This window comes from Natronobeatus ordinarius (assembly GCF_024362485.1).
GTDB lineage: Archaea > Halobacteriota > Halobacteria > Halobacteriales > Natrialbaceae > Natronobeatus > Natronobeatus ordinarius.
Genome location: NZ_CP101456.1, coordinates 1 through 23,230, shown reverse-complemented (window position 1 = coordinate 23,230; position 23,230 = coordinate 1). Strand labels below are relative to the sequence as shown.

Genomic DNA, 23,230 nt, shown 5'->3' with positions numbered 1-23,230 from the left:
CGCCTGCGGTGTCAGGTGATGGAGCCCTTGCCCGGGTCGATCGATCACTCGCCTCGTCGCTCGCGCAGCCGCTCGAGGTCGATCGCCGAGTTGTCCCAGGAGAGCCACCGCGACGGCTCGACGCGGAACCACTCCCACGGTCGGCCCTGGTAGAGCAGCGACATGTACTCGGGACGTTCGTCCTGGTCGAAGTACTTCCGACACCACGCGCGTTCGATCCGCTCGCGCTCGTCTGCGTCCTCGAGGACCGAGACGGTGCCCTCGACGACCACCGCCCGGAGATCGAAGTAGTACGCCCCCTCGTCCACGGTGAGCGACGCCTTGGGCGTCTCCTCGAGGTCGCGCACCTTCCGGGAGTCCTCGGGCGTCGAGAAGTAGATACAGCCGGTCTCACGATCGGCGACGTACCAGATCGGCACCACGTGTGGCAGGCCGTACGGGTCGACGGTCGCGAGACGCATCACCATCCCCTCCTCGAGCAGTTCCCAGCGCTCGTCCGCGTCGAGTTCGATCGCCATACGCCCCGTGCTCGCGGTGACGGCTTGAGCGTTTTCCCCGGGCCAACCAACCGAACTTCGGGGCGAACCCACTCTCGTCCCTTCGAGGCGGCGCTGTCGGCCGCTGCCGAGTCTCGATAGCCGACTCGAGCGTGGCGGGCGTGCGCTCGAGCCAGTGGGCGAGCGTCGTGTGGCGTGCGCACTCGCCTGTTCCTGTCCAGTGAGCCGTCGACCACCCCTGCTCACCTGAAACATTTATCCGGTGACGTGAAGAATCACACAGCATGGCAGACCTCCTCCGACTCATCGGCCTCCTGGTCGTCGTCCTCATCGGGGTGTACGTCGTCCTCCAGGTCCTGTCGATCCTCTTTGGGATCGTCTGGTCGATCGTCACCACCCTGTTCACGCTCGCGATCATCGCCGCCGTCGTCTACCTGCTCTACCTGGTCGTCAGCTGACGCGCCGTCGGCTGGTTCTCGAACCGTTCGCCGGGACATAGCGTGGAGTGGTTCCGACAGTAGCCGGGCGCCAGCGTAGCGCACCTTCGCCACGCGCCGGGGCAAATCCGCGTCTATGCCGCTGTACTCGCTGATCGCCGACCACCAGACGTCGGCCCGCGAGTGAACGCCCTGGGCAGCCGTCCAGAAGCCGGGTCGCACCGCTCCTCGAGCGGATCAGCCGTCAAAAAAACGGATACCGGGGGATCGATGGACGGTTAGCAGGCGCAGGAGGTGGCTTGCAGGCTGGCCTGGCCGTCGTCGTCGTTCGCGTCGTCGTTCACGTCGTTGTTCTCGTCGGTCGTGTCATCGTCCGCCACGTCGTCGACGGGTTCGTCGACGGGTTCGTCGACGGGTTCGTCGGCGAAGACGTAGATGGTCGCCTGCTCGATGGTCACGTCAATCCGGTCCTCGTCGAGGGCGTCGTCTTCGTCCATGGCATCGTCTTCTTCGTCGAGGGCATCATCCTCGTCAACGGCGTCGTCTTCTTCGTCGAGGGCGTCATCCTCGTCCATGGCATTCTCCTCGTCGAGGTCGGTCAGGTCGTCGAACGTCTCGTCAGCGTAAACGATGATGGTCGCCTGCTCGATGGTCAGATCGAGGGCGTCGTCGACGTCATTTTCCTCGTCAACGGCGTCGTCCTCGTCAACGGCGTCATCCTCCTCGTCGAGGGCATCGTCTTCCTCGTCAACGGCGTCGTCCTCGTCTATTGCGTCATTTTCCTCGTCGAGGGCGTCGTCTTCCTCGTCAACGGCGTCGTCCTCGTCGAGGGCATCGTTATCGTCGACCGGCTCGTGGTCAACGACGACGAAGATGGTCGCGTGGTCGATGCGGTCCTCGTCGAGGTCGTTCACCTCGTCGTCGTCCATGGCATCGTCGTCCTCGTCGAGAGCGTCATCTTCCTCGTCAACGGCATCGTCCTCGTCGAGGGCGTCATCTTCCTCGCCCATAGCGTCGTCCTCGTCGAGGGCGTCATCTTCCTCGTCGAGGGCATCGTCCGCGTTCGTTTCGACGTCGTTGTCGTTGACGTCCTCGTCATCGAGTTCGTCGACGGGGCCGTCCACGACGACGAAGACGGTCGCGTGGTCGATGGTCACCTCACGATCCTCGGCGACATCGTTGTCGTTCAGCTCGTCGTCCTCGTCGAGAGCGTCATCTTCCTCGTCAACGGCGTCGTCCTCGTCGAGGGCATCGTCGTCCTCAGCAGGTGCGTCGGCCTCATCCGCGTGCTCGTCGACCGCATCGAGGCTGACGAACTCCGCCATCTCGAGGGTCACCTCGATGGTGACGTCGTCGTAGCGCTCGACGTCCTCGGCGTCGACGTCGTTCAGTTCATCGGTCTCGTCGAGGGCGTCATCCTCCGCGTCGAGTTCTTCATCGTCTTCCGCTCCGGCGTCATCCTCCGCGTCGGTCGCCGCCTCGTCTTCGGCGTCGACGTCGTGTTCGTCATCGACGTGGTCCTCGTGGATCACGAAGATCGTCGCCTGTTCGATCGTTACGTGGATCTCTTCGCCCTGTTCGTCGTGTTCGTCCGTCACGTTGGCTGCGCCCGGGGCCGCCGCACCCGCTGCGGCGAAGCCCGACGCCAGCATAATCAGCGCCAGGGTGACGGCTATCAGCTGTTGTGCACTCATGCCTGCAAGTGAAACTTCAGACGGGCGTGAAGGGTAAACCGAATGGCTGCATGTTCAACTACCGATGAGGCTGATGATCAGCACGAGATGACTATTTCCAAGAGAATCCGTGAACAGAACAATTACGCGACTGCTGGTCGATTCCTGCCTGACAGGGTTCGAATGCGATCCGTACGGGCGACAGTCCGTGTTCGGGGCAGGACGACCGACGTCTCCGCACTCGATACCGTCAATCAGTCAGAACAGCCGACCGAGGTGATGTGATAGCCCTGGAGCTGGGTCGCGCCTGATCCGGCCGCCCTCGAGCAATCCACTGGTTCGATCGTCGTCGTTATCGTGACGGTTCACCCGGGCACGGCGTCGTCCTCGGTGGATCGGTCGGCGTTCATCTCCGCAGACGAGACATGAGGACGACAGGCACGGCAGGAAATGAAATCTTACTAGTGGATTGTGTGAGAAATGAATAGCTGTGGCGAATCGAAACGATCGCTCAGTCCCCGAGATGGGGCGGCTGGTCTCGATCAGCCCGTCGATCAGCCAGCCAGCGCCAGGTTGGCGGTACCGAATCGCTCGACGCTCGCACCCGCTTTGTCGCCGTCGATCGGGTCACCGCTTCGCCAGGCGTCGATGACGTCCCGGAGCAGATCGGTACCGATCTCGCCGCCACGCCAGGCGTCGATGGCATCACGGAGGCCGTCGGTCTCAACGACGCTATTATGCTCTCGGTTCGAAAACGGAGATTTCTCGCTCCACTACCACGAGGAGCACGAGACCGGAGCGTTCGATCACCGATGGGACAGACATCCTTCCGGTCACAACGCCCGTGACCACGTCCATCCGGGGCCAGATGCACCGACACCTGGTGACGATACGTCGCATCCAGCGAACTGGCGTGACGTCCTCTCGATGGTTTTCTCAGAGATGGCGTCTACTGTGAACTGCGGGAAGGGAGAAGCCTCGGGGTCGTTCGGAAGCTCTTCGATCTTCCGTGACTGAGCGGAGCGAAGCTAAGCGGGAACGAGCAGGCGAGTAGGGCGGAGTAGTTCACGTGCTGTTCATCCGTATCTTTCGTCGTCTCGTTGCCATAGATCACGACCCCATCACGGAGCGCGTTCAAGGCAACGTCGTCGGGGATTGCCTCCAGATCACTTACGTCGACGAACTGCGTTGCGTATCGCTGGACGACCGAATCGATCCGGTTCCGTCGATCGAACCGTTCTCGCGGGGAAAGGTCATCGGAGAACCGGAGACAGAGGTCGATATCCGAGGTAGCCGTGTCTTCGCCTCGAGCAACCGATCCGAATACGATGGCGTACCGAACGTCGTTGTCAGCGAGCACCGATCGAATTGCCTCGAGATCGGTCGCATCTGACTGGACGTCCGACACAGTAGGTCCTTCGTTGGGCAATACGTTACCTATCGTCTCGGTTTGTCTTATCAGTTTGCGGTGGGTGCACGCCCAGGATTAAAATAATTCATCGATGGGGCGATCTGCGTTCTCGGCAGTCTCTGTGTTGGAGTCGTATTTGATTGGGGGCGCATCGAAGAGCGAGTCGGATTGCTGTACAGTCAGTGCAGCGTCAATCGCTTCTTTCGTGTCAGCCTCGAGGTCAGGCGCCCTGAACGCTTGGTCAACGGTTTCTGGAAGCGATGGCCGAGGTGCAGTTCGGTGTCGTTCGATCTTCTCGGTAAGGTGGAGATTATCCTGGAGCGCTCGTAGTACGGGTGCGTAGCGGAGATAGTCATACTCATCGAGGAGGGTGATCCCGTACCTGGTCAGTCCCCAAAACTCGCGTGGGTCGTACTGACCAGCCGCGTCGCCCTCGTAGACATACTTATCCATGATGTGTTTCTCGGCGAGTCGATCGAGATGCTCTCGGATCGTCGAGCGGTTTTTCGGCACGAGATACTCGAGTTCGTCGAGTGTAGCGAGATGGGATGGATGGCCGAGAATCGCCTGGATGATGTGGTAGCGGGTTTCCTGCGTGAGAAACCGATGTGCACGCCGCTGTTTCTCGAACGGCATGACGTCGTCACCACCAAATGGGGAGGGCTGCGGGGTGGACTCCCGCACGTCGTTGGCGCTATTGCTCATGTTCGTTGTTTCAGTCTCTACCACCGTAACTGTTCGGATCGAACAAGTTGTGATTTGCTCTGGGAACCAACCTGCTTCTAAAGATTTAAACCCGAACAGTAGTAGTGAATCACATGAGCGGGCCACGTGTTCCACGAAACTCGACTGCACTCTACCGAGCAGTCGAGCGGATTTTCGACGGGGTAGACGCACCCCCAAGCGATTATCATGCGGTTGTTCAATATATGAACGAGGAACTTCCACGGTTTGAGCAAGCTACTGTAAGTTATCTCGTTCTCGGGAGCTATCGCGGCGAATATGGCTATCGCCTTCGAGAATTCGCCAATCGGCTAAATATGCCCGCTACTGCAGAGTCGATTGTGTTAGGTGACACGATGGAGCTCACTACAACGGTCATTCCCGAGTTCGATATCAAGCTCAACCTGCTTGGGGAGGCCGCAACGTACATCGCTGGGGTCTATGAGAAAGAAGACGGCGGCGAAAGTCCGGAACTCGGCGTTATTCGGGCGCTGTTTTCGTCGAAAACGTTTGTTCTCCCACGTGATTATGTCGGGGTTGCTCAGGAGAGTCTCAATACTCGGGAGGATATTATTACTGCAGCACTCACAGTGTACTACTCGGACGCATCCGATGAAGAGCGAAAGCGAGAGCTCCTTTCGTTACTGCGGGTTGCTGAAGAGAGCGAGATCGAAATTACCGAACGTGAGCTAACCGATATCCTTCTTGAGCGAGATGGGGAGATTGCTGAGCCACCAGCCTCGTATAGCTGGGTTCACCTGAGCCTCTTTAAGCGATTCGAGGCGCTCAATCGGTGCTATCCGTGGACCACATTGTCCGAACTCCGTGCTCACGCTGATGAGCTGCCCGGACCAACGCGGCCGAAATGGGAGACGGAATTCGATCCGAACGATCTTCTTTGAACGTGGAACTGCCAACGCTCTGAGGGTGTCATACAATAGCTCTCAAGCAGAACATTCCGACCACCCTGACCACGGATTGAATTCTGAGATGGTGTTTTCAGGCAGTGAGGGGCAGAGCGAGGCCCGTATGATCACCAGGTAGGGGTGTGAGACGTATTCTATGACACCCTGAACGCTCTTCTGAAGCGGTATTGTTCTCTCCAGAGACACCTGTCGTCTCCAGACGCTCCATCGAACCTCGTCCGCCGTGATGACCACCGACGACCACTCGAGGGAGACACCCACGACTATAGTAACAACTGAAACGATTTACACACTGCTCGCAGCAGAGCGGCCAGTACTGACGGAATCTCGCCAGTACTGGCCGCTGAGTCGCGAGCAGGTGTGCACTGACTTTCAGTGGCTACTATAGCCGACCCACCAACCAACCGCGGTCGTGTGTAACGGGGGTGTCCGTTGGAGATGATGGTCCTCTCTCGAGGGTGGGGTTCTAGTCGCTGTCCATGGTTAGCCGCGGACGCCAGCTGTCTCCGGACGCGTTGTGTTCTCCGCGGTCGTGGTTGCTGTCTCACCCGGAATATCGACGTCCGCGGGGAGGATCAGTCGGCGTTCGGTGCACTCGAGGCCGTTCTTTCGTTCCCGACGTTTGCGCACGGCCAGCCGGTTCGTCGAGAGCTCGAGCATGGCGTCGATCGTCCGCGAGACGAGTTTCTTCGCGTAGGTCTCGCTCGTCCCCGGCTCCTGTCTGCGGATCCAGTGTTTGAGATCGCTTGCCTTGACGAATTCTGCGATATCCTTACATCCCCGTTCCCACGGGTTGTCGCCGATACTCGGATCCGTCCGTGCTCGCCAGAGCTTCGCAGCGAGTCGCGTCGGCAGTGAGTTGGACGTCGAACGAAGCATCTCCTCGTCCATCCGGGCGAGCTGCTGAATCGGGAGTAAGTCACTATGGGCGAGTGTGACGGTCCCCCCACGCTCGAGTGGGTCGGCCTGCTCGGGCAGCCGGTAATAGGTGTGGCCGTCGGCTTTGGTGAGTTGCTCGAGGCGACCGCCGTCGACGTCGATCTCGTGTGCGTCGACGTTCGGCTCGCGGAGATGGGCTCCTTTCTCGAGTTCGCGCGCCTGGAGCTCTTCGATCCGCTGTTTGTTCACGCCCGATCGCTTGCGTGCCGCATCCGTGAGCGCATCGACTCGCGTGAGATCTCGCTCACACGCTTCGAGGCGGTCGCGAAGGTGGTCGTTGGTTTGCTGCAGCGTCTCGTGTTCGCTCTCGAGTGTCTCGAGGTTGTGCTCGGTCTCTTCGAGGTCACACTCGAGGTCGTCGACGCGCTCGAGGAGTCGCTCGTTTTGTTTCCGGAGGTGGGTAACCGCCTCGAGGAGGTCCTCGAGGTCCTCAGGTTCTGTGTGGCTACTCATCGTCCTCACCTCCGTCTCGGAGCGCTCGAGTCGGATCTGGGGTGACCGTGATCTCCGTGAGATATTCGACGCCGACCTGACGCCACCGAGTGTCACGGCGTTCGAACTCGAGGCGAGCCCACGGATACTCGCCGTCGGGTTGGGGCTCGAAGACGAGCTTTCGTGTCGCGCCGTGTCTGGGCGTCCACTGCAGTTCGAATCCGCGGCTCATCGTCCCACCTGCTCGAGGAGTTCACAGTACGCCCGCTCGAGGTCACCAGGCGTGATCGGGTGCTCGAGTTCGATGGTGACCGTGGTGTGGTCGCTATTGCTCATCGGCGAACGCCCCCTTGAGTGCCGTGGTGAGGAGTGCCTGGAGGTCACGCGGGCGCTCTCGCCAGCCTCTGACCGACTCGACGTACGCGATCCAGTGGGTACGGTCGCGGTTGGTGTGTTGCTCGAGGTCTTCGACGTGATCGACGTCGCCACGGACGCGAAACCAGTACAAGCCTGCGCCCTCGGGAAGAAAGCGCTCAGCGCGGTTCTCCGTCACGTAGATCGTGTTCGTGGCCTCGTCGACGTGATGGTGGTAGCCCTCGCCGTCTTCGCCGAGGTAGCCGTAGTAACTCCCCGATCGCTCGAGGACGATGTTTGCTTGTGGTGCATCCGAAATCGTTTCGTGTGTGGTCGTCGTAGATGACATTGCCTTGTTCAGGGCACGGTCGAACGCGTTGGCGCGCGTCGGCCACTTTTGGGACGTCCCGTACCTATAGATAGTAATTTCCTGACCGACTTAGTACTTTGTATTGCATAGTGAATAGGCTATTGCTTGGCAAAGTATATTGCATATGATATTGTACTATAGGGCATCCATGATTACACTTGAACAAGACATGGTGAATGATCGGTACTCGCCTACCGACAATGATGAGAAAGTGCTAAGCGCACTGAAAAAAGGTCGAAATAGTGGTGAGCCATGGGGCCGTGCAAACCCTCGCTGGCTAATAGATGAGACTGGTCTCTCGAAGAGCAACGTGGAATTTTGTCTCAGAAGTTTGCACGATGCGGGTTGGATCCATCGCCCTTCTCGTGGACTGTACGAATTCGTTAGTGATCCCCGAGAAGAAAGCTCACATGGAGAGTGAGTGGGGACCCGAACATTCGTAGTGGGTGATTTTTCTCGACTGGTGAAATTTCTCGTGCTCGAGTTCACAGGCCGATTGGAGTATAACACCATCAAGTAACCGTAAGCGTCAACCCGTCCGAGGGCGGGTGTCACCCGGTCAGTCCCTCGTAGGTCATGCCGTCCCGGCGGTCGACGATCCGTCGACCGACAACGACGAACTTCGTATTCATCGAGTGAAACTCCTCGTCCAGGTCGGCGAACTCGGCCCAGTCGGTGACGACGAGGACGCCGTCGGCCCCCTCGAGTGCCTCTGCGGCCGAATCGGCGTACTCGAGGTCGGGGAACCGCTCGGCCATCGCATCACTCGCGACCGGATCGTGAGCGACGACGTCGGAACCTTGTTAAACCAAGTACCATTTCAATAATAAGGTTCAAGTATCTATGGAAAGGCTATCTTTACAATGAAAACGAAGTCGAACAGTAACTCAGACGATAGGACACAGATAACGGTCGATATACCCCTTTGGGACGACCGGTTGTTCAGGGGTGGGGCCACGGACGACGTCCTTCTCTTTTTAACGCGCCACCGCGACGAATCGTTTTCGATGACGGACCTCGCCAAGGCGGTCGATTACACGCGGCCGACGATCACCAAGACGGTCGACGTCCTCTCCAACAATGGACTCGTCGTCGAGGAACGCGACGGAACGCGTCGCCTCGTACAGATCAACCGCGACCGGTTGATCCTGCCGGACGACCCCTACCTCGAAATCCCGCAGTCGGCGTTCCACGCCCCGGTGAAGGCAGCGACGGAGGCGTTGCTGGACGAACTCGACGGTGTTCTCGGCATCGTCCTCTATGGAAGCGTTGCTCGCGGTGAGGCCGACCGCCGTAGCGACGTCGACCTCTGGGCGTTAGTGCGCGAGGACAGGATGGGCAACCAGCGGCGGGCGAACCGCGTCAGGCAATCTCTCGAAGAAGACGCGTTCGACGGCGACCGTTATGCCTTCGAGATCGACGTCGAGGGCCTGCAAGCCGTTCCAAACTACGCAGACGAGCTTCGAGAAATCCTCCGCGACGGCATCGCCGTCCATCGAACGGAGGAGTTCGACACCGTCCGTGGAATGATTTTACACGGTGATGCCGGTGAGTGACCCGAACGCCATCAGGGAGGCGGTCGATGCGGCCGTCGACGCCTTCAACGAGGAGGGTCATGGCATTCCGACACGAGAACCGGAGCTCAACACGGACGCCGACTGGAAGACGCAACTCACCAAAGGGTGTCGGCTCCTCGCCGTCGCCGACGAGCTCGAGGACGATGGCTACTACACTGCCGTCGTCGAGCTGTGCTTCGGCACCATCGAGCGATCACTGGAGGCGTTCGCCATCGCAGAGGGTGGCGACGAGTTGCGCGATTTCCAGACGGACTCGCACGAGCGTTGCTACGACCGGGCGACACGGTTTGGCCTCTTCACCCGGGAACTGGCGCGCGAGCTCAAAGCCCTGTACGGCGACAATCGGACGGACAGCTACTACGGTGGGCGCCATCCAACGAAGCGGCAGGCCGAAACCATGCACCGGTTGCCTCGCGAAATCCACCGGCACGTGACCAACCAGGTCCGCGAAGGCGGCGTCTGCAACTGCGATCGTTGACCGAGCGGAACCCTGGCCTCCGAACTCGAGGAGTGTTCGTCTCTACGGTGTCTTAACTAGTTCTGAACAATATCGTCGGAGACGAGTAGCTGGACACCTTCGTCGGACGGCCGAAGCAGTGCCTCGAGTGGACGACCGCCGAACCCGAGCGCCGAAACGATGACGTACGTATCGAAGACTACTCGAACCGGGCCCAGGCAATCGCGTCCTCGATGCTCTCGAGTAACGATTCTGGCTCCGCAAAAAACTCGGTCGGTCCGCTCGAGTCGATTCCGAGCGCGTCACGGCCGCCTCGAGTGAGTTACCAGGTCAGCCCCTCGTACGTGAGTTCATCTCGGCGTTGGACGATCCGGCGGCCGTCGACGACGACCGTCGTGTTCATCGCGTCGAACTCCGCATCGAGCGTCGCGAACTCATCCCAGTCGGTGACGACGACGGCGCCGTCGGCGCCCTCGAGCGCGCCGGCCGCCGAGGTGGCGTACTCGAGGGCGGGGAAGCGTTCCTGCATGGGGTCGTTCGCCACGGGGTCGTAGGCGACGACGTCGGCGCCACGGGCCTGAAGCCCCTCGATCACCGGGATCGCCCGCGAGTTTCGAATGTCGTCGGTCCGGGGTTTGGACGCGAGGCCGAGCACCGCGATGCGTGCCCCCTCGAGGGCGACGTGAGACTCGTGCGTGACACGATCGCTCAACCAGACCGGTGTTTCATGTGGCGCTACCGCTCCTCTCGAAACCACGTTGCGACCTCCTGCTGAAATCGGTCAAACCACTGCAGATCACTCTCGAGAACGTCGTAGATGAGGTCGTGATCGACGTCACCATACCGATGTGCGAGAAGATTTCGAAGCCCGACCGCATCTGCCAGCTTCGTTCCCGTCTCAGGCGTCACGATGCCAGCGTCGACGAGGGCTTCGATCTCTTCTCGCGACGTCGCTGTAGTCCCGAGATCCTCAGCTGCTCGGATGTGTGCCGCCAGATCGATACAGGACTGGATCGCGTTCATCAGTGATCGTTCGACTGCACGCTGGTGAACGACATCCTCGAGATACTCCGCTTTGGAGAGCCGTCGCATCTGTTTGAGTTCGTTATAGTACTCGTTGAAACGATTTACACCCGGTCACAGCCGAGCGGTCAGCCTCGACCTTGTCGACGAGGCTGACCGCCGATGGTCGTGACCGGGTGTGCAATGACTTTCAACGGTTACTATAGTGTACTGATTGATGTGCTCGAGGCGATCGACGACGATATCTTCCTCGACCATCCGGATCAGACGTTTCCTTCAGCGAGTCGATCGATGAACTCACGACGCTCCCGGGTGTGTTCGTCTTTCGAGCTCCTCACGCGGTCCGTTAGGCGCTGTTCATCCGTCGCTTTCATCGTCTCGTTGCCATAGATCACGACCCCCTCACGGAGCGCGTTCAAGGCAACGTCGTCGGGGAGTGCCTCCACGTCACTTACGTCAACGAACTGCGTTGTGTATCGCTGGACGACCGAATCGATCCGGTTCCGTCGATCGAACCGTTCTCGCGGGGAAAGGTCATCGGAGAACCGGAGACAGAGGTCAATATCCGAGGTCGCCGTGTCTTCGCCTCGAGCAACCGATCCGAATACGACGGCGTACTGAACGTCGTTGTCAGCGAGCACCGATCGAATCCCCTCGAAATCGATCGCCTCAGACTGGACGTTCGATGCAGTCGGTCCCTCGTCGGCCATGCGGTAGCTATCGTCCCGGTTCGACTTATCTGTTGGCTCCGATCGTCCAGTCGTCACTGTCGACGGTCGTCGTCCTCCCTCAGCCATCGAACGCGTCGAGTTCACGTTCCCGGTCAGCAGCATCCAGAAACCTGACGTTCCGACTGCTCCCGCGGTCAGCGAGTTCGTCTTTGAACGGATCCGTAGCGATGACGACGTCTCCTCGCTCGTAACTTACTCGTCCGGACTCCCGGCAGCGTACTCACGCCACTCGTCGAGGTCTTCCTCGCCGAATCGATCGTCGGCGTCCTCGAGCAATCGGTGAAACTCGTAGGCGTCCCGAATCGCGTCCTCGTCGCCGGCTGCCCAGTACGCCCCCTTGTGACGAACGAGCCCCCGTTCCTCGAGTCTCCTGAGTACGGTCCCGATGGAACTCCGCTTGACGTCGGTCCGATCGGCGATTTCTGCGGGCGTAAACGCCTGCTCGTCGTTCTCGACGAGAAATTGCACGACCCGCTTCCCGTTCGTCGGCCTCTCGAGGTCGTCCTCGGACGCCTCGTCGAACGTCTCGATGTCGATCGGCATGGCTGTCACTACTATCTCTGATGTCATAACTGTTAGTCTGTCACCGATGTCATTCGGGCGCCGCCCATTCTGGGACCAGCCCCGGATTCCCGTGTTCGTACTCGACGCTACCCGGTTCTTCGACGGACTTCGTTCTCGAGGCGGCTCATCTCTCGTCACCGGTCGGCCGGAGCCACCACCGGGACGACCGTTGCCCACCAGGGGGCCGGTGAGTCCTCGAGTCGACGGCCGTCTCGAGCGCAGTTGCGAGTAGGTCACTTGCCTGCCGGGGTATGTGGCACGTCCAGTCGCCGTCAACCCAGTCAGCCAATCACGGCGGCGAGTCCCAGCGACCAGCGCGGCCAGCTACACCGATCACGGCTCAGAGACGGTTCCTGACTGTCACACGTACTCGAGGCGGAAGCCCACGACTTCAGTCGTGGGAGGAAGCCGACAAGGGACGACACAAACCACGAGCGATAACCGTCCGACTCCCCCACGCCTGTCATAGAACTTATAAAGCTATACCTCATATGTGAGGTTACAGATGGAGGTCAAAAGAACCATTCCGGTCAAACTCTCGGTTCCAGAAGACCGAGAAGAAGACCTTCATCAGACCATCGACCAGTTCAACCACGCCTGCAACTACACCGTCCGACACGGCAGGAACGACGACGGCTACCTCATCCTCAACAAGTCCACGATACACGACAAGGTGTACCACGACTTGCGAGACGAGACAGACCTCCCCGCAAACCTCTGTGTCCGTGCCTACTCGAAAGCCGTCGAAGCGATGAAAAGCACCGTCGCTGACTGGAAGAAGGGCAACAGCCGACCACTACCCCGATTCAACGAGCCGTCTGCAGTCTACGACAAACGGACGTTGACCATCAAGGACAGGTCGGCCACCCTCTCGACCATCAACGGCAGAGTCGCCGTGGACTACGTTCTCGGGGACTACCAGAAGTCCTACCTCGATGATGACGACTACGAGAAACGGATGGGGACGCTCCACTACCGCGAGGACGAGGACGCGTTCTACCTCCACATCGTCATCAAAAAGGAGGTCGAAGAACGCGACGGTGATAAGGTACTGGGCGTGGACTTGAACGTCAAGAACGTGGCCGTGACCAGCACGGGGTCGTTCTACGACGGTGGCGAACTGTTGTGGGGACAGAACCACTACTTCCGCGTACGTCGTAGCCTTCAGCACAAAGGCACTCGCTCCGCCAAGCAGGTACTCCGGCGACTGTCGGGGCGAGAAACCCGCTTCGTGCTGAACCGCCTGCATACGATTTCTCGACGCATCGTGGAGGAAGCCGACGCCCACGATTGTTCGTACATCGCCGTCGAACGCTTGACCCACATCCGCGAGCAGATGGACAACAGGAACGATCGAGTGAAGCGCCAGATGCACAACTGGGCGTTTCGCGAACTCCAAGAGATGCTCGAATGGAAGGCCGCAGAGTACGGCATCCGCGTCGAGCAAATACCACCTGCGTTTACGTCGCAGACGTGTTCGAAGTGCGGGCATCAGTCGAGTACGAACCGTGATTCGGAGACGGGTTGGTTCGAGTGCAACGAGTGTGGGTATTCGGTTGACGGCGACTATAACGCGGCGAAGAACATCGGTCTTAAACTGTTAACTTTACCAGAGGGCAAACGTCCCTCTGGGTTGGGCGACGGTCATCTCGCCCTCAAGTCCGGGACGCTGAACGGGAACGGCGATTACACTGCCTACTCCGATTCGGAGGCAGACCGGGAGTCCACGGACAAGCCCACGACTTCAGTCGTGGGTCGATGACTCGGCGTTCGCCTGCTCGAGCACCTTCTCGTAGAGGTCGTCGGCGATCCAGAATCCAGCCGTACGGAGTCGATCGAGTTCAGCGCGTAGCGAAACCGTTCCCTCCCGGTTCCCACGCAACAGAATCCCGAGGACGCCCGTCATCGAGAGACCGTGCCGACGGGCCGTTTGCCGCGCTTCTCTCTCATCGAGCAGGACGAGATCTGCATCTGCCTCGATAGCATACGCCAACGCTGCCGCTTCGCCAGTATCGAGCGTCCGTCGGAACTCCGCACCCAGCGGGGTTTCTTCGACCGAAACGATTTCGATGACTCCCTCGTCGTGGACGGTACGAAGTGCCTCGACACCGTCCTCACCAGCCAGCAGTTCGCTCCAGACCTGCTCTGGGACGACGACGGTCGTGAACTGGTCGCGAAGAAGATCGAGCCGGTCGATCAACGCGAGGTTGAGCAACGGTGACGTATCGGAGACGACCAGTTCACCGTCGGGCATACTCGAGGTCGTCTGCGAGCTCCTCGTCGGTGTAGTGACGATCGACCTCGCGGTCGCCGAGCAGGCGGTGGAACTCCCGCCGTGACAGCCCGGCGAGTTCGCGCGCCTTTCCGAACGAGAGGATCCCTTCTCGGTACAGCGACACCGCCAGTTCCCGCCGGATGACGTCCTCGCGCTGATCTTCCGGGACGTTCAAAGCGTCGTATACGTCCGGTGGAACGTCGATCGTCCGCATACGCTACTGTTGTCCGCTCTCCTACAAAGCCCTTGGGTCAGAAATGGCGCGATGGTGGGCCAGTAGCCACCGACACTGTCTGGCGCGACTGGGATTCGTTCGTGGACGGATCGACTGCTGGGACGGCTGGTATCTACAGCGACCCACCCAGCACGGCGAGGCGATCGCTGGCGACGCCGGTGGTCGAACGGGTCGCTCGAGCAGCGACCTACCTCGAGGACTTCCGGAGACAGCCGTCGTCTTCGGAGCCCCGTTCGAACCCTGTCCGTCATGATGACCACCGACGACCACTCGAGCGAGAGACCCACGCCTAGCCGACCCGCCACCCAACCGCGGTCGTGTGTGCTGAGGGTGGTTTGTGGAGCTGGTGATCCGCTCTCGAGGGTGGGGTTCTAGTCGCTGTCCCTGGTCAGCCGCGGACGCCAGCTGTCTCCGGACGCTCTTGTGTTCTCCACGGTCGTGGTTGCTGTCTCACTCGGAATCTCGGCGTCCGCCGGGAGGACGAGCCGGCGTTCGGTGTACTCGAGGCCGTTCTTTCGCTCGGTTCGCTTGCGAACCGCGAGGCGATTCCTCGAGAGCTCGAGGATCGCGTCGATCGTCCTCGAGACGAGCTTCTTGGCGTAGGCGTCGCTCGTCCCCGGCTCCTGTCTGCGGATCCAGTGTTTGAGATCGCTCGCTTTCACCGAGGCGGCGACGCCCTTGCAGCCGTCGGTCCAGGGATCGTCGCCGACCGTCGGATCCGTCCGTGCTCGCCAGAGCTTCGCGGCGAGCCGCGTCGGCAGCGCGTTCGCCGTCGACCGCAGCATCGTCTCGTCCATCCGCGCCAGCTGCTGGATCGGCAGGAGTTCTGCATATGCGCAGGTTACGTCGCCCCCGCGGGCGAGCGGATCGTCGCGTTCGGGCAGCCGGTAATACCGTCGGCCGTCGGCCTTCGTGATGCGCTCGAGGCGACCGTCGGGGACGTCGACTTCGTGGGCGTCGACGTTCGTCTCGAGCAGGTGCGCCCCCTTCTCGAGCTCGCGCGCCTGGAGCTCCGTCAGCCGGGCCTTCGTCGCGTTGGTCTTCCGGCGGGTCGCCTCGGTCAGGCGCTCGAGGTTGGTGGTTTTGTCCTCGAGATCGGTGGTTTTGTCCTCGAGATCGGTGGTTTTGTCCTCGAGGCTCGTGGTCGTGTCTTCCAGGTTCGCGGTGGTGGACTCGAGATCGGTGGTGGTGGACTCGAGGTCGCTCACCGACGCCTCGAGCGTCCGCACCCGCTCGGTGAGGCGCGCTCGATCGGCCTCGAGGCTCTCGATTCGGTCGTCTTTCCGCTCGAGTTCCTCCTCGAGCCCCTCGACCTGGGTCTCGAGGGCGTCGAGACGGTGCTCGAGGGTCGCGCGCCCCTCGTGGCGCTGGGCCTGGGTGATCGACTCGTGGCGCTTGGCCTGGGTGATCGACTCGTGGCGCTTGGCCTGGGTGATCGACTCGCCGGCGTCGTCGACACTCGAGCCGTCAGTTCTCATCGGTACCCTCTCCGTCGGGTTCGTCGTCACGCTCCCCGTCGGGCTCGTCGTCACCTTCTCCGTCGAGTTCGTCGCCACGCACACCCCTTCTCTTCTCTGTCCCTCCGCACTCGCCCCCGCGGACGACCGTCCCCGGATGCGGGCCGAGACACGACGTCGTCGCGACGCCTCGAGCCCGCACCATCCCATCGGCGTCGGACAGCGCCCGCCGTGCACACTCGACTTCGGCCCGAATCTCACGGCAATGGCGCGTGAACTCGGGCCGGTCTTCGTCGCCACTCTGGGTCCGCTCGAGTAGGGCCGCCGCGAGTCGGTCGATGGCCTCGAGGCGGGCTGCGTCGGTGAGTCCGCCTGCGTTCTCTGTCTTCGTCGTCGGTTCGCGCGTTCGGTCGGGAGATTTAGGTTCCCGTGAATCGTCGTTTGGCATGCTTCCGTAGGCTGGTTACGGGAGCTACTCGCGGGCTGGTGGGGCAAACACCAGTCCGCTATTCTGTGGCTCAGCGCTTTAGAGAGCCACGTATAGCTTCCGTACTGAAGAACATACACTCCATTGACATAAGTCTTAACAACGAACGTTGACTGAGAAAAACAACGTTCGTATACAGACTTTGGACAGATAGTGCTGACTTTTCTGTACCGCTGGCGGGAACTCACTAACAGATGGTAGAGCGGGTTCCCTGGATGGCTCCTGTCGACTACGAGATTATGCTCTTTTTCGACGAGCACCCGATCTTAGTCTCGCCAAAAGTGCTCGCGGTGAATATCGAGTACGATCGTCAGTACGTGAGCAGACGGTGTAGTGCACTTACGGATGCAGGGCTGTTAGAATCCGTCGACACTGGCCTGTATCAGTTGACCGAGAAGGGCCAGACGTACCTCGAGGGCGAACTCGACGTCAGCGAACTCGAGCGAGACGAAGACTAATCGGGAATCGCTCGAGCGAATACTACCCAGAAAGCCCCGACGCGCTCGAGGGCTGCGACTCGCTGCGCGCTTCGCTCACTCCGTTCGCTCCAGTGCTTACTCTGCGAGGCCTTCGGCCTCGCTGATCCCTCGCTCGCTCCGCTCGCGAGGACTTCGTCTCGCACCTCGAGCGCGCCGCCCCTTTCGATCCCACCCGGAGTGTTGGACAGGCGGCAATTGTGAGTGGACGGGCCGGACGGCTCTTGAATCGATTATTCGATGAAAAAGCGGCGAAGGCCGTCCCTGTACGTGGCCTTCGATCTCCCTGTTAGGTCCTCGAACGAGTCGCGTGTGTGCGTTAGTCGTCGGCGTGCTCGAGGATAGTCTGGTCGTCCGCGAAGTGTTCGACGGTGCGCTCGAGTCCCTCGCGGAAGCTCACCGCCGGCTCGTAGTCGATCAGGTCACGTGCCTTCGAGATGTCCGCTTTCGAGTGGGGGACGTCACCAGGGCGGGGATCATCGTAGATCGGCTCGATCTCCGTTCCGAGGATGCCGTTGAGCTCGTCGACGAGCGTGTTGATCGTGAAACTGTCGCCACAGCCGGCGTTGAGGGCAACACCCGTCGCGTCGGACTCTATTGCGTTGAGGTTCGCCTGAATCACGTTGTCGATGTAGGTGAAGTCTCGCGACTGGGTCCCGTCGCCGTAGATCACCGGCTGTTCGCCCTCGAGCATCAGGTTGATGAACTTCGGGATCACTGCGGCGTAGTCTCCTTCGGGGTTCTGGTGGGGGCCGAAGACGTTGAAGTAGCGCAGGGCGACGGAGTCGAGGTCGTAGAACTCGCTGGCCTGGACGGCGAGCCGTTCGGTGAAGTACTTCGTGAGCGCGTACGGCGAGACCGGGTTCGCTGGGAGATCCTCGCGTTTCGGGGAGACCTCCGTGGGGCCGTAGACGGACGACGAGGAGGCGACGACGATCTTCTCGACGTCGGCCTCGTGGGCGGCGCTGATGAGGTTGGCTGTGCCCGTGCAGTTGGCTTCGGTGGAGAGGACGGGGTCCTCGACGCTTCGCGGAACCGACGGGACGGCCCCCTGGTGGAGGACGTACCTCGCGTCGGCGACTGCGCCTCGGACGTCGTCTTCGTTTCGGAGGTCGCCGTTTATGAACTCGAAGTTGGAGTTCCCGGTGAGGTCCTCGAGGTTCGACTCGAGGCCCGTCTCGAGGTTGTCGAGGCCGTAGACGGTGTGGTCTCGCTCGAGGAGGTGGCGAGCGAGACTCGAGCCGATGAAGCCGGCGACGCCAGTGACGAGATAGGAAGTCATTAGCTGGTATTTCTAACGTCTCCTAAATGAATTCACCGGACGAAGAGAGTCAGCCGACACGGCCGCTCACAACCGACGAATATTTGAGGAGTAGTGACAGTACACCGGTATGGTAGGCCTCGCGGGCGTAGTGGGAGATGTCGACCAAGATGTTTCAGCGCTTACTGGCGAGCTCTGTTTCTTCGGTGATGAAGCGTCTACCGAACACAGCGACGAGGTCGCGTTTGTCACAGCTGTATCCCATGCTGCCAACGCTGAGCCACAGCCCGTAGAAGTCGAATCGACGGGGGAACTCCTCTGGGTCTGGGGAGAGGTGTACGGGTACTACGACGACGCCGGGACGTACACCTCGAAACGTGAGGGGGCCGCTGATCTCACTCGGGCCGAGTACTGTGCCCGGCTATACGAAGAGCATGGTCGAACGTTCATCGTCGGCCTCAACGGGAGTTTCGTTGGTGTGCTCTACGACCAGGATTCTGACTCGATTCAGTTCTTTACCGATCGACTTGGTTCACGTCCGATCCACTATACGCTCGTCGACGACGGACTCGTCTTTTCGACCCAAATCCAGGCGATCTGTTCACTACTGGAAGGGGAACTTTCGTTCGATTTAGATTATGTTGCGGAGTATTTCGCCTTCGAACGGTCGCTCGGGCTGAAGACACCGATCGATGGTGTCGAGAGGGGACACCCAGGAGCGTTCACGGAAATCGATCTCGACGATCGATCAGTCAGCGTCGATGTACAATGGCGGCCCGTTCACGAGCCGCTCGACCAGTCGTTCGACTATTTCGTCGATCGATTCGTCGAACTCTTTCAGTCGGCGGTGGCCGAGCGATACGATTCCGCTAAGGAGACTGGGGTGCTGCTCAGTGGTGGAAGTGACTCCCGGTTGATCATGGGTGCGTTGCAAGATGAGGGAGTTACTGGGTATCACATCAACGACTGGGAAAACCGCGAGATGGAAGTCGCTCGCCAGGTCGCAGCAATATCGGGGAACGAGTTCGTCTATCTCGAGCGAGACGAGGACTACCACGAACGATCACTCGAGTTCAACTCGCAAATCTCGAACTACATCAGCTGGTACGATCAGGGCCACGCCAGCGGCTTCGCAGACGTGCTGAGAAACGAATGCGACGTTTTGATGAATGGGCATTACGCCGACACTTTGTTTAAACGCAGTTATCTACCATACAAAGGTGTCCCGATACCAGGTCTGGATGTGGAGCTTCCACTGTATATAGAGCAGCCAGTGGAAACAGTTGGCGACCTCATCGAGATGTATCTTGGAACAAAATTCCACAACCGGAAGGCTAGTGGATCGTTGCCCGAATATCTGCAACTGAACACAAACCTGAAAACGATTCTCAAGGATAACATCACAGAGACTGAGGGATTCGTTGACCACCACGGAGTGACCTATAGTTCCCCTCGTGACGCCGCCCTGTTTAGTGAATGCTATCCGATCACAAATCCGGCGACTCATCTGTTCTTCGATGTAATGAAACAAATGGCACCGTTCCGAAATCCGTTTTTCGACGTTCGTCTCATAGAGTTAATGACTCAACTACCGATCAAGTATCGACTTCGAAAGAACGTGATCAATGCGTCTGTTGAGAAAATTGATGTGAATCTTGCCAATCTGGCTCACGCAGGAACGAATATTGACATCAAACGTTCGTTCGCTCTTCAATACCTTGCCATGTGCGTGAACTGGGCCGCGGATCAATTTACGAGCGATAACAAACCGAAACCATACTACACGCACGGTTCTTGGACGAATCAAAGCGAACTCATCAGGCACCGTGATTTCGTCGAAACCACTTTGAACACTCACGAAAGCATGATAGATATAGTCGAATGGATTGATGCGAAGGGCGCCTGGAACGCTTATGATCGACATATTAATGGAGACGATAAATTTGCTGATCTGTATGCTCTCGTTTCGTTCACGTCGATCCCAGTGACCCAATCATTGCTGAATTCGAATTCGTCAGATGACAATTTAAACTGTTCCAACCATTCAGAGATAGTCAATCAATGATGTGCAAGTTTTTCGATGCCTCTGTCAAGAAGACGCTACAAAATGGTTTTCGAGTAACTGGAGGGGGATGTTGGAAGAATCGACTCTGAGCGGCCGATGTGCAATTTCTAAACAAAACACCAACATATGTTTCGAATTTGTGGACAACCACCTATAATATCCCAAATGTCATGAGTTTAGCATCAAAGCTAGGCAACCGGTTTAAAGCGGCGTTCGGAGCACAGATTGTTACTGTCCTTACTGGTGGGATCTTGACTGTTTTTCTCACTCGGATGCTTACCCCGAATGGGTACGGTTTGTTATTTTTATCTATGTCGATATTCGGCATCGCACAATTAATAACAGAATCTGGGGTCCATAGATCTGCTGGCCGTTATATCGCGGAATACAAGGAGTCTGATCCTGGGCAAATCCCACACATCCTTCGGTTCTCGTTTCTCCTTAACCTCACGACTATCATAGTGGTTGTAATTGGGTTACTTCTCACTCATCACTCAATTGCAGCACTTCTTGGAGAGCCTGACCTAGTCCCATTCCTTCTCATAGGGAGTGCGTTCATAGCATTTAGTTCTCTCTTCGCATTCGGTCAACTCACCCTCCAAGGCTTCGAAGAGATTAAACAGTCGTCAGCTGTTACCGCAATAAAGAGCGGCTCACGGTTATTATTGGTTGTTGTAATTGTACTATTAGGTTACGAAGCGATCGGTGCTCTCACCGGATACGTTCTCAGCATGGTATTAGCGGCAGTAGCTAGTCTGTACCTCGTCTTCAAAAAGGGGACTTCGCTGTCAAAGGCGACATCAATCGAACCCGGATTGAGAAGACGAATTGCGGAGTATACGGCCCCACTCACCGTCACGAAGTCTTCTCACGTGATTGATCAGCGTATCGACACGGTTCTTGTAGGATTTTTCGTTGGTCCAGTTGGCGTTGCGTACTATACACTCGGAAAACAAATCGTCCAGTTTATCGAAACGCCGATGAGTGCGCTGGGATTTACCCTCTCGCCGACTTTTGGCTCTCAGAAGGCCAGCGGAAACGCTGATAGAGCAGCACGAATTTACGAGATGGCGCTCTCAAACGGCCTACTACTGTACCTTCCAGCAGCTGCTGGTCTAATACTCGTCGCTGAACCGGCTGTTGAACTCATCTTCGGAACGGACTATTCGGGGGCGGTTCCAGTTGTTCAGGTCTTTGCGATCTACGCTGTATCGTTATCGATAACGAAGGTGACTAGTCACGGATTAGATTATCTCGGACGTGCTCGTGAGCGCGCTATTGTAAGGGGGACAACTGCCGTTTTGAACCTTGGATTAAACCTGATTTTGATTCCCATGATGGGGGTGATTGGTGCCGCAATAACGACCGTGATAACGTTTTCAATTTACGCTCTTTTTAATATCTACATTATGCACATAGAACTTGGCCTCCGTGTAGAATGGCTACTTCGCCAACTTGGGCAAGCGATTGCCGTGACCGGAGTAATGTCGTTAGTCGTGTTTTCCACGGCTGGTTATATCACAGGCTTCATTACGTTATTCGCAGTCGTAGGGTTCGGCGCTGCAGTCTGGGGAGTGCTAGCCATTTTATTTGGTTTAGTAGATGTGGAAAAGATAGTGAACACACTCTCCTAGAACATTAACGGTAGATATGATACCATGAGGATCACCGTGCAGAAGATGAACGCTAAACAAGCGGTCGTTTGTAGAAACTCAGCCATCAAGCGCTCGTACGGTGTACCATTCAAAAGTGCGACTGGTTCCGCAGTTCCGCGAAATTATCCTCATGACCGACGTTTTCAACGTCAAACGTACTGACAAAGCGTGAGATTCCGAAAATCGCCGGGTTCAGTGCAGCCAACGCGATCAGAGGGCATATGTTTGTTGAAGCCTATATAGAATTTCAATGCAATTTGGGAAGGGAACTTCGATAAAAATTTCATTAATTATTTCACTCACGTCAGTGAGTATCAGCTATTTGTTAAAGGGCCTGAAGGTAGATGATTTTTCCCCAAAGCATATAGAACAGTCATATTTGACTGCACGGGATGGTACGTTGACAAGCAGTATCTACGTAGATCAGATCCCTGGTTTTTATACGACAGGTGCAGTCTTCTTGGAGATTTTGGGGTTAGATGCGGTAGGGTTACTCTTCGTTCCAATTCATCTATTCCCATATTCAGTTCTATTTTTTGCAATTATATATAAGATATCTAATAGTATGATTTTGTCGAGTGTATTACTCTCCGCCCAACTAATATCTGGGAGTAGCGGTTCGGGCGAGCTCACTTTATGGCCACATGCATATGGATTTATGCTCTTACTTTCTATTGCCATAATTCTATTAATCGTGACCAGACAAGGTGGCTACAAAGCCAGGCATCTTCTCTTAATATCATTACTTTCTGTATCTTTAGTTTTCATCTCATACAATAGACTTTTCATGACCATGATTTTGTTAGTTGGCTATTGGTTCTTCGTTCGGCATAGTGACATAATATACAGGTCAAATAATAAGTCAGGGAACCAGTTGACAGGGTTTTTCATGACCGCTATAATAGTCCCTTCAGTTGTTCTCCTAGGGTTACATACATTCCTCTATAATGTATTTCTTCCAATGATAACTGGCCCGTCCGCAACGGATTTGACATCTCTTGATAGGTTCTTAAACAGATGGGTCGGAGAAGGTAGGGGTGTGTCACCATTAGAACCACTATTAGTTAGTCAATCTGAAATCCACCTATACATCACATAGTTAGATATTTAGCCATTCTTCTAACGCTGCTTCTGTTATTATACGTGTTTTTAGCTGGAATCTACGACAAGGAAAAACCGATTATCTGTTCACATTTGTCGTAATA

The 23,230-nt window shown here is 57.8% G+C and carries 23 protein-coding genes and 4 pseudogenes; 10 read left to right on the top strand and 17 right to left on the bottom strand.

Annotated elements, in window-relative coordinates; all coding sequences use genetic code 11:
* Window positions 1-44: 44 nt before the first annotated feature.
* Window positions 45-518, bottom strand: coding sequence for a pyridoxamine 5'-phosphate oxidase family protein (locus NMQ09_RS00130; protein ID WP_255192436.1), 474 nt, complete (start codon window positions 516-518; stop codon window positions 45-47).
* 263 nt (window positions 519-781) lie between these two features.
* On the opposite strand from NMQ09_RS00130, the gene NMQ09_RS00125 reads away from it, so the two are divergent.
* Window positions 782-955 carry a hypothetical protein gene (locus tag NMQ09_RS00125; protein ID WP_255192435.1) on the top strand — a complete coding sequence of 58 codons (174 nt, stop codon included), beginning with the start codon at window positions 782-784 and terminating at the stop codon, window positions 953-955.
* Between the two features lie 257 nt (window positions 956-1,212).
* On the opposite strand, the gene NMQ09_RS00120 is transcribed toward NMQ09_RS00125, so the two are convergent.
* Window positions 1,213-2,628, bottom strand: coding sequence for a hypothetical protein (locus NMQ09_RS00120; RefSeq protein WP_255192434.1), 1,416 nt, complete (start codon window positions 2,626-2,628; stop codon window positions 1,213-1,215).
* 726 nt (window positions 2,629-3,354) lie between these two features.
* Between NMQ09_RS00120 and NMQ09_RS21050 the strand changes: the two are divergent.
* Window positions 3,355-3,624: pseudogene (locus NMQ09_RS21050) on the top strand (toxin-antitoxin system TumE family protein); the annotation flags it as partial.
* On the opposite strand, the gene mntA (NMQ09_RS00115) reads toward NMQ09_RS21050, so the two are convergent.
* Both mntA (NMQ09_RS00115) and NMQ09_RS00110 read right to left on the bottom strand, forming a co-directional pair.
* Window positions 3,557-4,015, bottom strand: coding sequence for a type VII toxin-antitoxin system MntA family adenylyltransferase antitoxin (gene mntA / locus NMQ09_RS00115; RefSeq protein WP_255192433.1), 459 nt, complete (start codon window positions 4,013-4,015; stop codon window positions 3,557-3,559). The pseudogene NMQ09_RS21050 and the gene mntA (NMQ09_RS00115) sit on opposite strands and share 68 nt — an antisense overlap.
* A 78-nt stretch (window positions 4,016-4,093) precedes the next feature.
* Window positions 4,094-4,723 (bottom strand): hypothetical protein, encoded by a 630-nt coding sequence (locus tag NMQ09_RS00110; protein ID WP_255192432.1) that lies wholly within the window; start codon window positions 4,721-4,723, stop codon window positions 4,094-4,096.
* Window positions 4,724-4,836: 113 nt separating this feature from the next.
* On the opposite strand from NMQ09_RS00110, the gene NMQ09_RS00105 reads away from it, so the two are divergent.
* Window positions 4,837-5,643, top strand: coding sequence for a DUF8170 family protein (locus NMQ09_RS00105; RefSeq protein WP_255192431.1), 807 nt, complete (start codon window positions 4,837-4,839; stop codon window positions 5,641-5,643).
* A gap of 507 nt (window positions 5,644-6,150) precedes the next feature.
* Here the strand turns inward: NMQ09_RS00105 and NMQ09_RS00100 are convergent.
* The 4 genes and pseudogenes from NMQ09_RS00100 to NMQ09_RS00085 all read right to left on the bottom strand — a co-directional run.
* Window positions 6,151-7,059: a DUF8008 family protein gene (locus tag NMQ09_RS00100; protein WP_255192430.1), complete on the bottom strand. Its 909-nt coding sequence runs from the start codon at window positions 7,057-7,059 to the stop codon at window positions 6,151-6,153.
* On the bottom strand, window positions 7,052-7,270 hold the full coding sequence (locus NMQ09_RS00095) for a hypothetical protein (RefSeq protein WP_255192429.1): 219 nt from the start codon (window positions 7,268-7,270) through the stop codon (window positions 7,052-7,054). Before NMQ09_RS00095 ends, NMQ09_RS00100 begins: the two co-directional genes overlap by 8 nt.
* A gap of 93 nt (window positions 7,271-7,363) precedes the next feature.
* Window positions 7,364-7,741 (bottom strand): hypothetical protein, encoded by a 378-nt coding sequence (locus tag NMQ09_RS00090; protein ID WP_255192428.1) that lies wholly within the window; start codon window positions 7,739-7,741, stop codon window positions 7,364-7,366.
* Window positions 7,742-8,313: 572 nt separating this feature from the next.
* Window positions 8,314-8,565, bottom strand: a pseudogene (locus NMQ09_RS00085) (UDP binding domain-containing protein); the annotation flags it as partial.
* 60 nt (window positions 8,566-8,625) lie between these two features.
* Here NMQ09_RS00085 and NMQ09_RS00080 point away from each other — a divergent pair.
* Together NMQ09_RS00080 and NMQ09_RS00075 are read left to right on the top strand one after the other, a co-directional pair.
* Window positions 8,626-9,318 (top strand): MarR family transcriptional regulator, encoded by a 693-nt coding sequence (locus NMQ09_RS00080; RefSeq protein WP_255192427.1) that lies wholly within the window; start codon window positions 8,626-8,628, stop codon window positions 9,316-9,318.
* Window positions 9,305-9,817, top strand: a complete 513-nt coding sequence (locus NMQ09_RS00075; RefSeq protein WP_255192426.1) for a DUF8154 family protein — start codon at window positions 9,305-9,307, stop codon at window positions 9,815-9,817. The genes NMQ09_RS00080 and NMQ09_RS00075 overlap by 14 nt, the downstream gene beginning before the upstream one ends.
* Before the next feature lie 301 nt (window positions 9,818-10,118).
* On the opposite strand, the pseudogene NMQ09_RS00070 reads toward NMQ09_RS00075, so the two are convergent.
* The 4 genes and pseudogenes from NMQ09_RS00070 to NMQ09_RS00055 form a co-directional block, all read right to left on the bottom strand.
* Window positions 10,119-10,481 (bottom strand): annotated as a pseudogene (locus NMQ09_RS00070) (UDP binding domain-containing protein); the annotation flags it as partial.
* Window positions 10,482-10,531: 50 nt separating this feature from the next.
* Window positions 10,532-10,909: pseudogene (gene hepT, locus NMQ09_RS00065) on the bottom strand (type VII toxin-antitoxin system HepT family RNase toxin); the annotation flags it as partial.
* 173 nt (window positions 10,910-11,082) lie between these two features.
* Window positions 11,083-11,529 carry a type VII toxin-antitoxin system MntA family adenylyltransferase antitoxin gene (gene mntA / locus NMQ09_RS00060; protein WP_255192425.1) on the bottom strand — a complete coding sequence of 149 codons (447 nt, stop codon included), beginning with the start codon at window positions 11,527-11,529 and terminating at the stop codon, window positions 11,083-11,085.
* Window positions 11,530-11,742: 213 nt separating this feature from the next.
* Window positions 11,743-12,093, bottom strand: coding sequence for a MarR family transcriptional regulator (locus NMQ09_RS00055; RefSeq protein ID WP_255192424.1), 351 nt, complete (start codon window positions 12,091-12,093; stop codon window positions 11,743-11,745).
* Between the two features lie 526 nt (window positions 12,094-12,619).
* Here NMQ09_RS00055 and NMQ09_RS00050 point away from each other — a divergent pair.
* Window positions 12,620-13,876, top strand: coding sequence for an RNA-guided endonuclease InsQ/TnpB family protein (locus NMQ09_RS00050; RefSeq protein WP_255192423.1), 1,257 nt, complete (start codon window positions 12,620-12,622; stop codon window positions 13,874-13,876).
* Here NMQ09_RS00050 and NMQ09_RS00045 read toward each other — a convergent pair.
* The 4 genes from NMQ09_RS00045 to NMQ09_RS00030 form a co-directional block, all read right to left on the bottom strand.
* Entirely contained in the window at window positions 13,859-14,368 is a 510-nt protein-coding gene (locus tag NMQ09_RS00045) for a PIN domain-containing protein (RefSeq protein WP_255192422.1), read from the bottom strand. The genes NMQ09_RS00050 and NMQ09_RS00045 overlap by 18 nt on opposite strands.
* Window positions 14,355-14,603, bottom strand: coding sequence for a UPF0175 family protein (locus NMQ09_RS00040; protein WP_255192421.1), 249 nt, complete (start codon window positions 14,601-14,603; stop codon window positions 14,355-14,357). Before NMQ09_RS00040 ends, NMQ09_RS00045 begins: the two co-directional genes overlap by 14 nt.
* Before the next feature lie 392 nt (window positions 14,604-14,995).
* A complete protein-coding gene (locus NMQ09_RS00035) occupies window positions 14,996-16,102 on the bottom strand; it encodes a DUF8008 family protein (RefSeq protein WP_255192420.1) in 1,107 nt (368 codons plus the stop codon).
* Window positions 16,092-16,529 carry a hypothetical protein gene (locus NMQ09_RS00030; protein WP_255192419.1) on the bottom strand — a complete coding sequence of 146 codons (438 nt, stop codon included), beginning with the start codon at window positions 16,527-16,529 and terminating at the stop codon, window positions 16,092-16,094. Before NMQ09_RS00030 ends, NMQ09_RS00035 begins: the two co-directional genes overlap by 11 nt.
* A 233-nt stretch (window positions 16,530-16,762) precedes the next feature.
* Here NMQ09_RS00030 and NMQ09_RS00025 point away from each other — a divergent pair, with 233 nt between their 5' ends.
* The gene (locus NMQ09_RS00025) at window positions 16,763-17,026 is read left to right on the top strand and encodes a MarR family transcriptional regulator (RefSeq protein WP_255192418.1); all 264 of its coding nucleotides are present in this window, start codon (window positions 16,763-16,765) and stop codon (window positions 17,024-17,026) included.
* A 337-nt stretch (window positions 17,027-17,363) separates the two neighbouring features.
* On the opposite strand, the gene NMQ09_RS00020 is transcribed toward NMQ09_RS00025, so the two are convergent.
* On the bottom strand, window positions 17,364-18,326 hold the full coding sequence (locus tag NMQ09_RS00020; RefSeq protein ID WP_255192417.1) for an NAD-dependent epimerase/dehydratase family protein: 963 nt from the start codon (window positions 18,324-18,326) through the stop codon (window positions 17,364-17,366).
* Between the two features lie 109 nt (window positions 18,327-18,435).
* Here NMQ09_RS00020 and NMQ09_RS00015 point away from each other — a divergent pair, with 109 nt between their 5' ends.
* The 3 genes from NMQ09_RS00015 (at window position 18,436) to NMQ09_RS00005 (ending at window position 23,124) form a co-directional block, all read left to right on the top strand.
* On the top strand, window positions 18,436-20,370 hold the full coding sequence (locus tag NMQ09_RS00015; protein ID WP_255192416.1) for an asparagine synthase-related protein: 1,935 nt from the start codon (window positions 18,436-18,438) through the stop codon (window positions 20,368-20,370).
* Between the two features lie 170 nt (window positions 20,371-20,540).
* Window positions 20,541-22,004 carry a flippase gene (locus tag NMQ09_RS00010; RefSeq protein ID WP_255192415.1) on the top strand — a complete coding sequence of 488 codons (1,464 nt, stop codon included), beginning with the start codon at window positions 20,541-20,543 and terminating at the stop codon, window positions 22,002-22,004.
* 271 nt (window positions 22,005-22,275) lie between these two features.
* Window positions 22,276-23,124 (top strand): hypothetical protein, encoded by an 849-nt coding sequence (locus NMQ09_RS00005; protein WP_255192414.1) that lies wholly within the window; start codon window positions 22,276-22,278, stop codon window positions 23,122-23,124.
* Window positions 23,125-23,230 lie beyond the last annotated feature (106 nt).

Bases quoted from the DNA above. Each gene is read 5' to 3' on its own strand.
- NMQ09_RS00080 (WP_255192427.1), top strand. From the start codon at position 8,626: ATGAAAACGAAGTCGAACAGTAACTCAGACGATAGGACACAGATAACG.
- NMQ09_RS00030 (WP_255192419.1), bottom strand. From the start codon at position 16,529: ATGCCAAACGACGATTCACGGGAACCTAAATCTCCCGACCGAACGCGC.
- NMQ09_RS00020 (WP_255192417.1), bottom strand. From the start codon at position 18,326: ATGACTTCCTATCTCGTCACTGGCGTCGCCGGCTTCATCGGCTCGAGT.
- NMQ09_RS00090 (WP_255192428.1), bottom strand. From the start codon at position 7,741: ATGTCATCTACGACGACCACACACGAAACGATTTCGGATGCACCACAA.
- NMQ09_RS00015 (WP_255192416.1), top strand. From the start codon at position 18,436: ATGGTAGGCCTCGCGGGCGTAGTGGGAGATGTCGACCAAGATGTTTCA.
- NMQ09_RS00055 (WP_255192424.1), bottom strand. From the start codon at position 12,093: ATGCCGATCGACATCGAGACGTTCGACGAGGCGTCCGAGGACGACCTC.
- NMQ09_RS00130 (WP_255192436.1), bottom strand. From the start codon at position 518: ATGGCGATCGAACTCGACGCGGACGAGCGCTGGGAACTGCTCGAGGAG.
- NMQ09_RS00040 (WP_255192421.1), bottom strand. From the start codon at position 14,603: ATGCGGACGATCGACGTTCCACCGGACGTATACGACGCTTTGAACGTC.
- NMQ09_RS00125 (WP_255192435.1), top strand. From the start codon at position 782: ATGGCAGACCTCCTCCGACTCATCGGCCTCCTGGTCGTCGTCCTCATC.
- NMQ09_RS00050 (WP_255192423.1), top strand. From the start codon at position 12,620: ATGGAGGTCAAAAGAACCATTCCGGTCAAACTCTCGGTTCCAGAAGAC.
- NMQ09_RS00110 (WP_255192432.1), bottom strand. From the start codon at position 4,723: ATGAGCAATAGCGCCAACGACGTGCGGGAGTCCACCCCGCAGCCCTCC.
- NMQ09_RS00120 (WP_255192434.1), bottom strand. From the start codon at position 2,628: ATGAGTGCACAACAGCTGATAGCCGTCACCCTGGCGCTGATTATGCTG.
- NMQ09_RS00100 (WP_255192430.1), bottom strand. From the start codon at position 7,059: ATGAGTAGCCACACAGAACCTGAGGACCTCGAGGACCTCCTCGAGGCG.
- NMQ09_RS00010 (WP_255192415.1), top strand. From the start codon at position 20,541: ATGAGTTTAGCATCAAAGCTAGGCAACCGGTTTAAAGCGGCGTTCGGA.
- mntA (WP_255192425.1), bottom strand. From the start codon at position 11,529: ATGGCCGACGAGGGACCGACTGCATCGAACGTCCAGTCTGAGGCGATC.
- NMQ09_RS00105 (WP_255192431.1), top strand. From the start codon at position 4,837: ATGAGCGGGCCACGTGTTCCACGAAACTCGACTGCACTCTACCGAGCA.
- NMQ09_RS00075 (WP_255192426.1), top strand. From the start codon at position 9,305: ATGCCGGTGAGTGACCCGAACGCCATCAGGGAGGCGGTCGATGCGGCC.
- NMQ09_RS00035 (WP_255192420.1), bottom strand. From the start codon at position 16,102: ATGAGAACTGACGGCTCGAGTGTCGACGACGCCGGCGAGTCGATCACC.
- NMQ09_RS00045 (WP_255192422.1), bottom strand. From the start codon at position 14,368: ATGCCCGACGGTGAACTGGTCGTCTCCGATACGTCACCGTTGCTCAAC.
- NMQ09_RS00005 (WP_255192414.1), top strand. From the start codon at position 22,276: ATGCAATTTGGGAAGGGAACTTCGATAAAAATTTCATTAATTATTTCA.
- NMQ09_RS00025 (WP_255192418.1), top strand. From the start codon at position 16,763: ATGGTAGAGCGGGTTCCCTGGATGGCTCCTGTCGACTACGAGATTATG.
- NMQ09_RS00095 (WP_255192429.1), bottom strand. From the start codon at position 7,270: ATGAGCCGCGGATTCGAACTGCAGTGGACGCCCAGACACGGCGCGACA.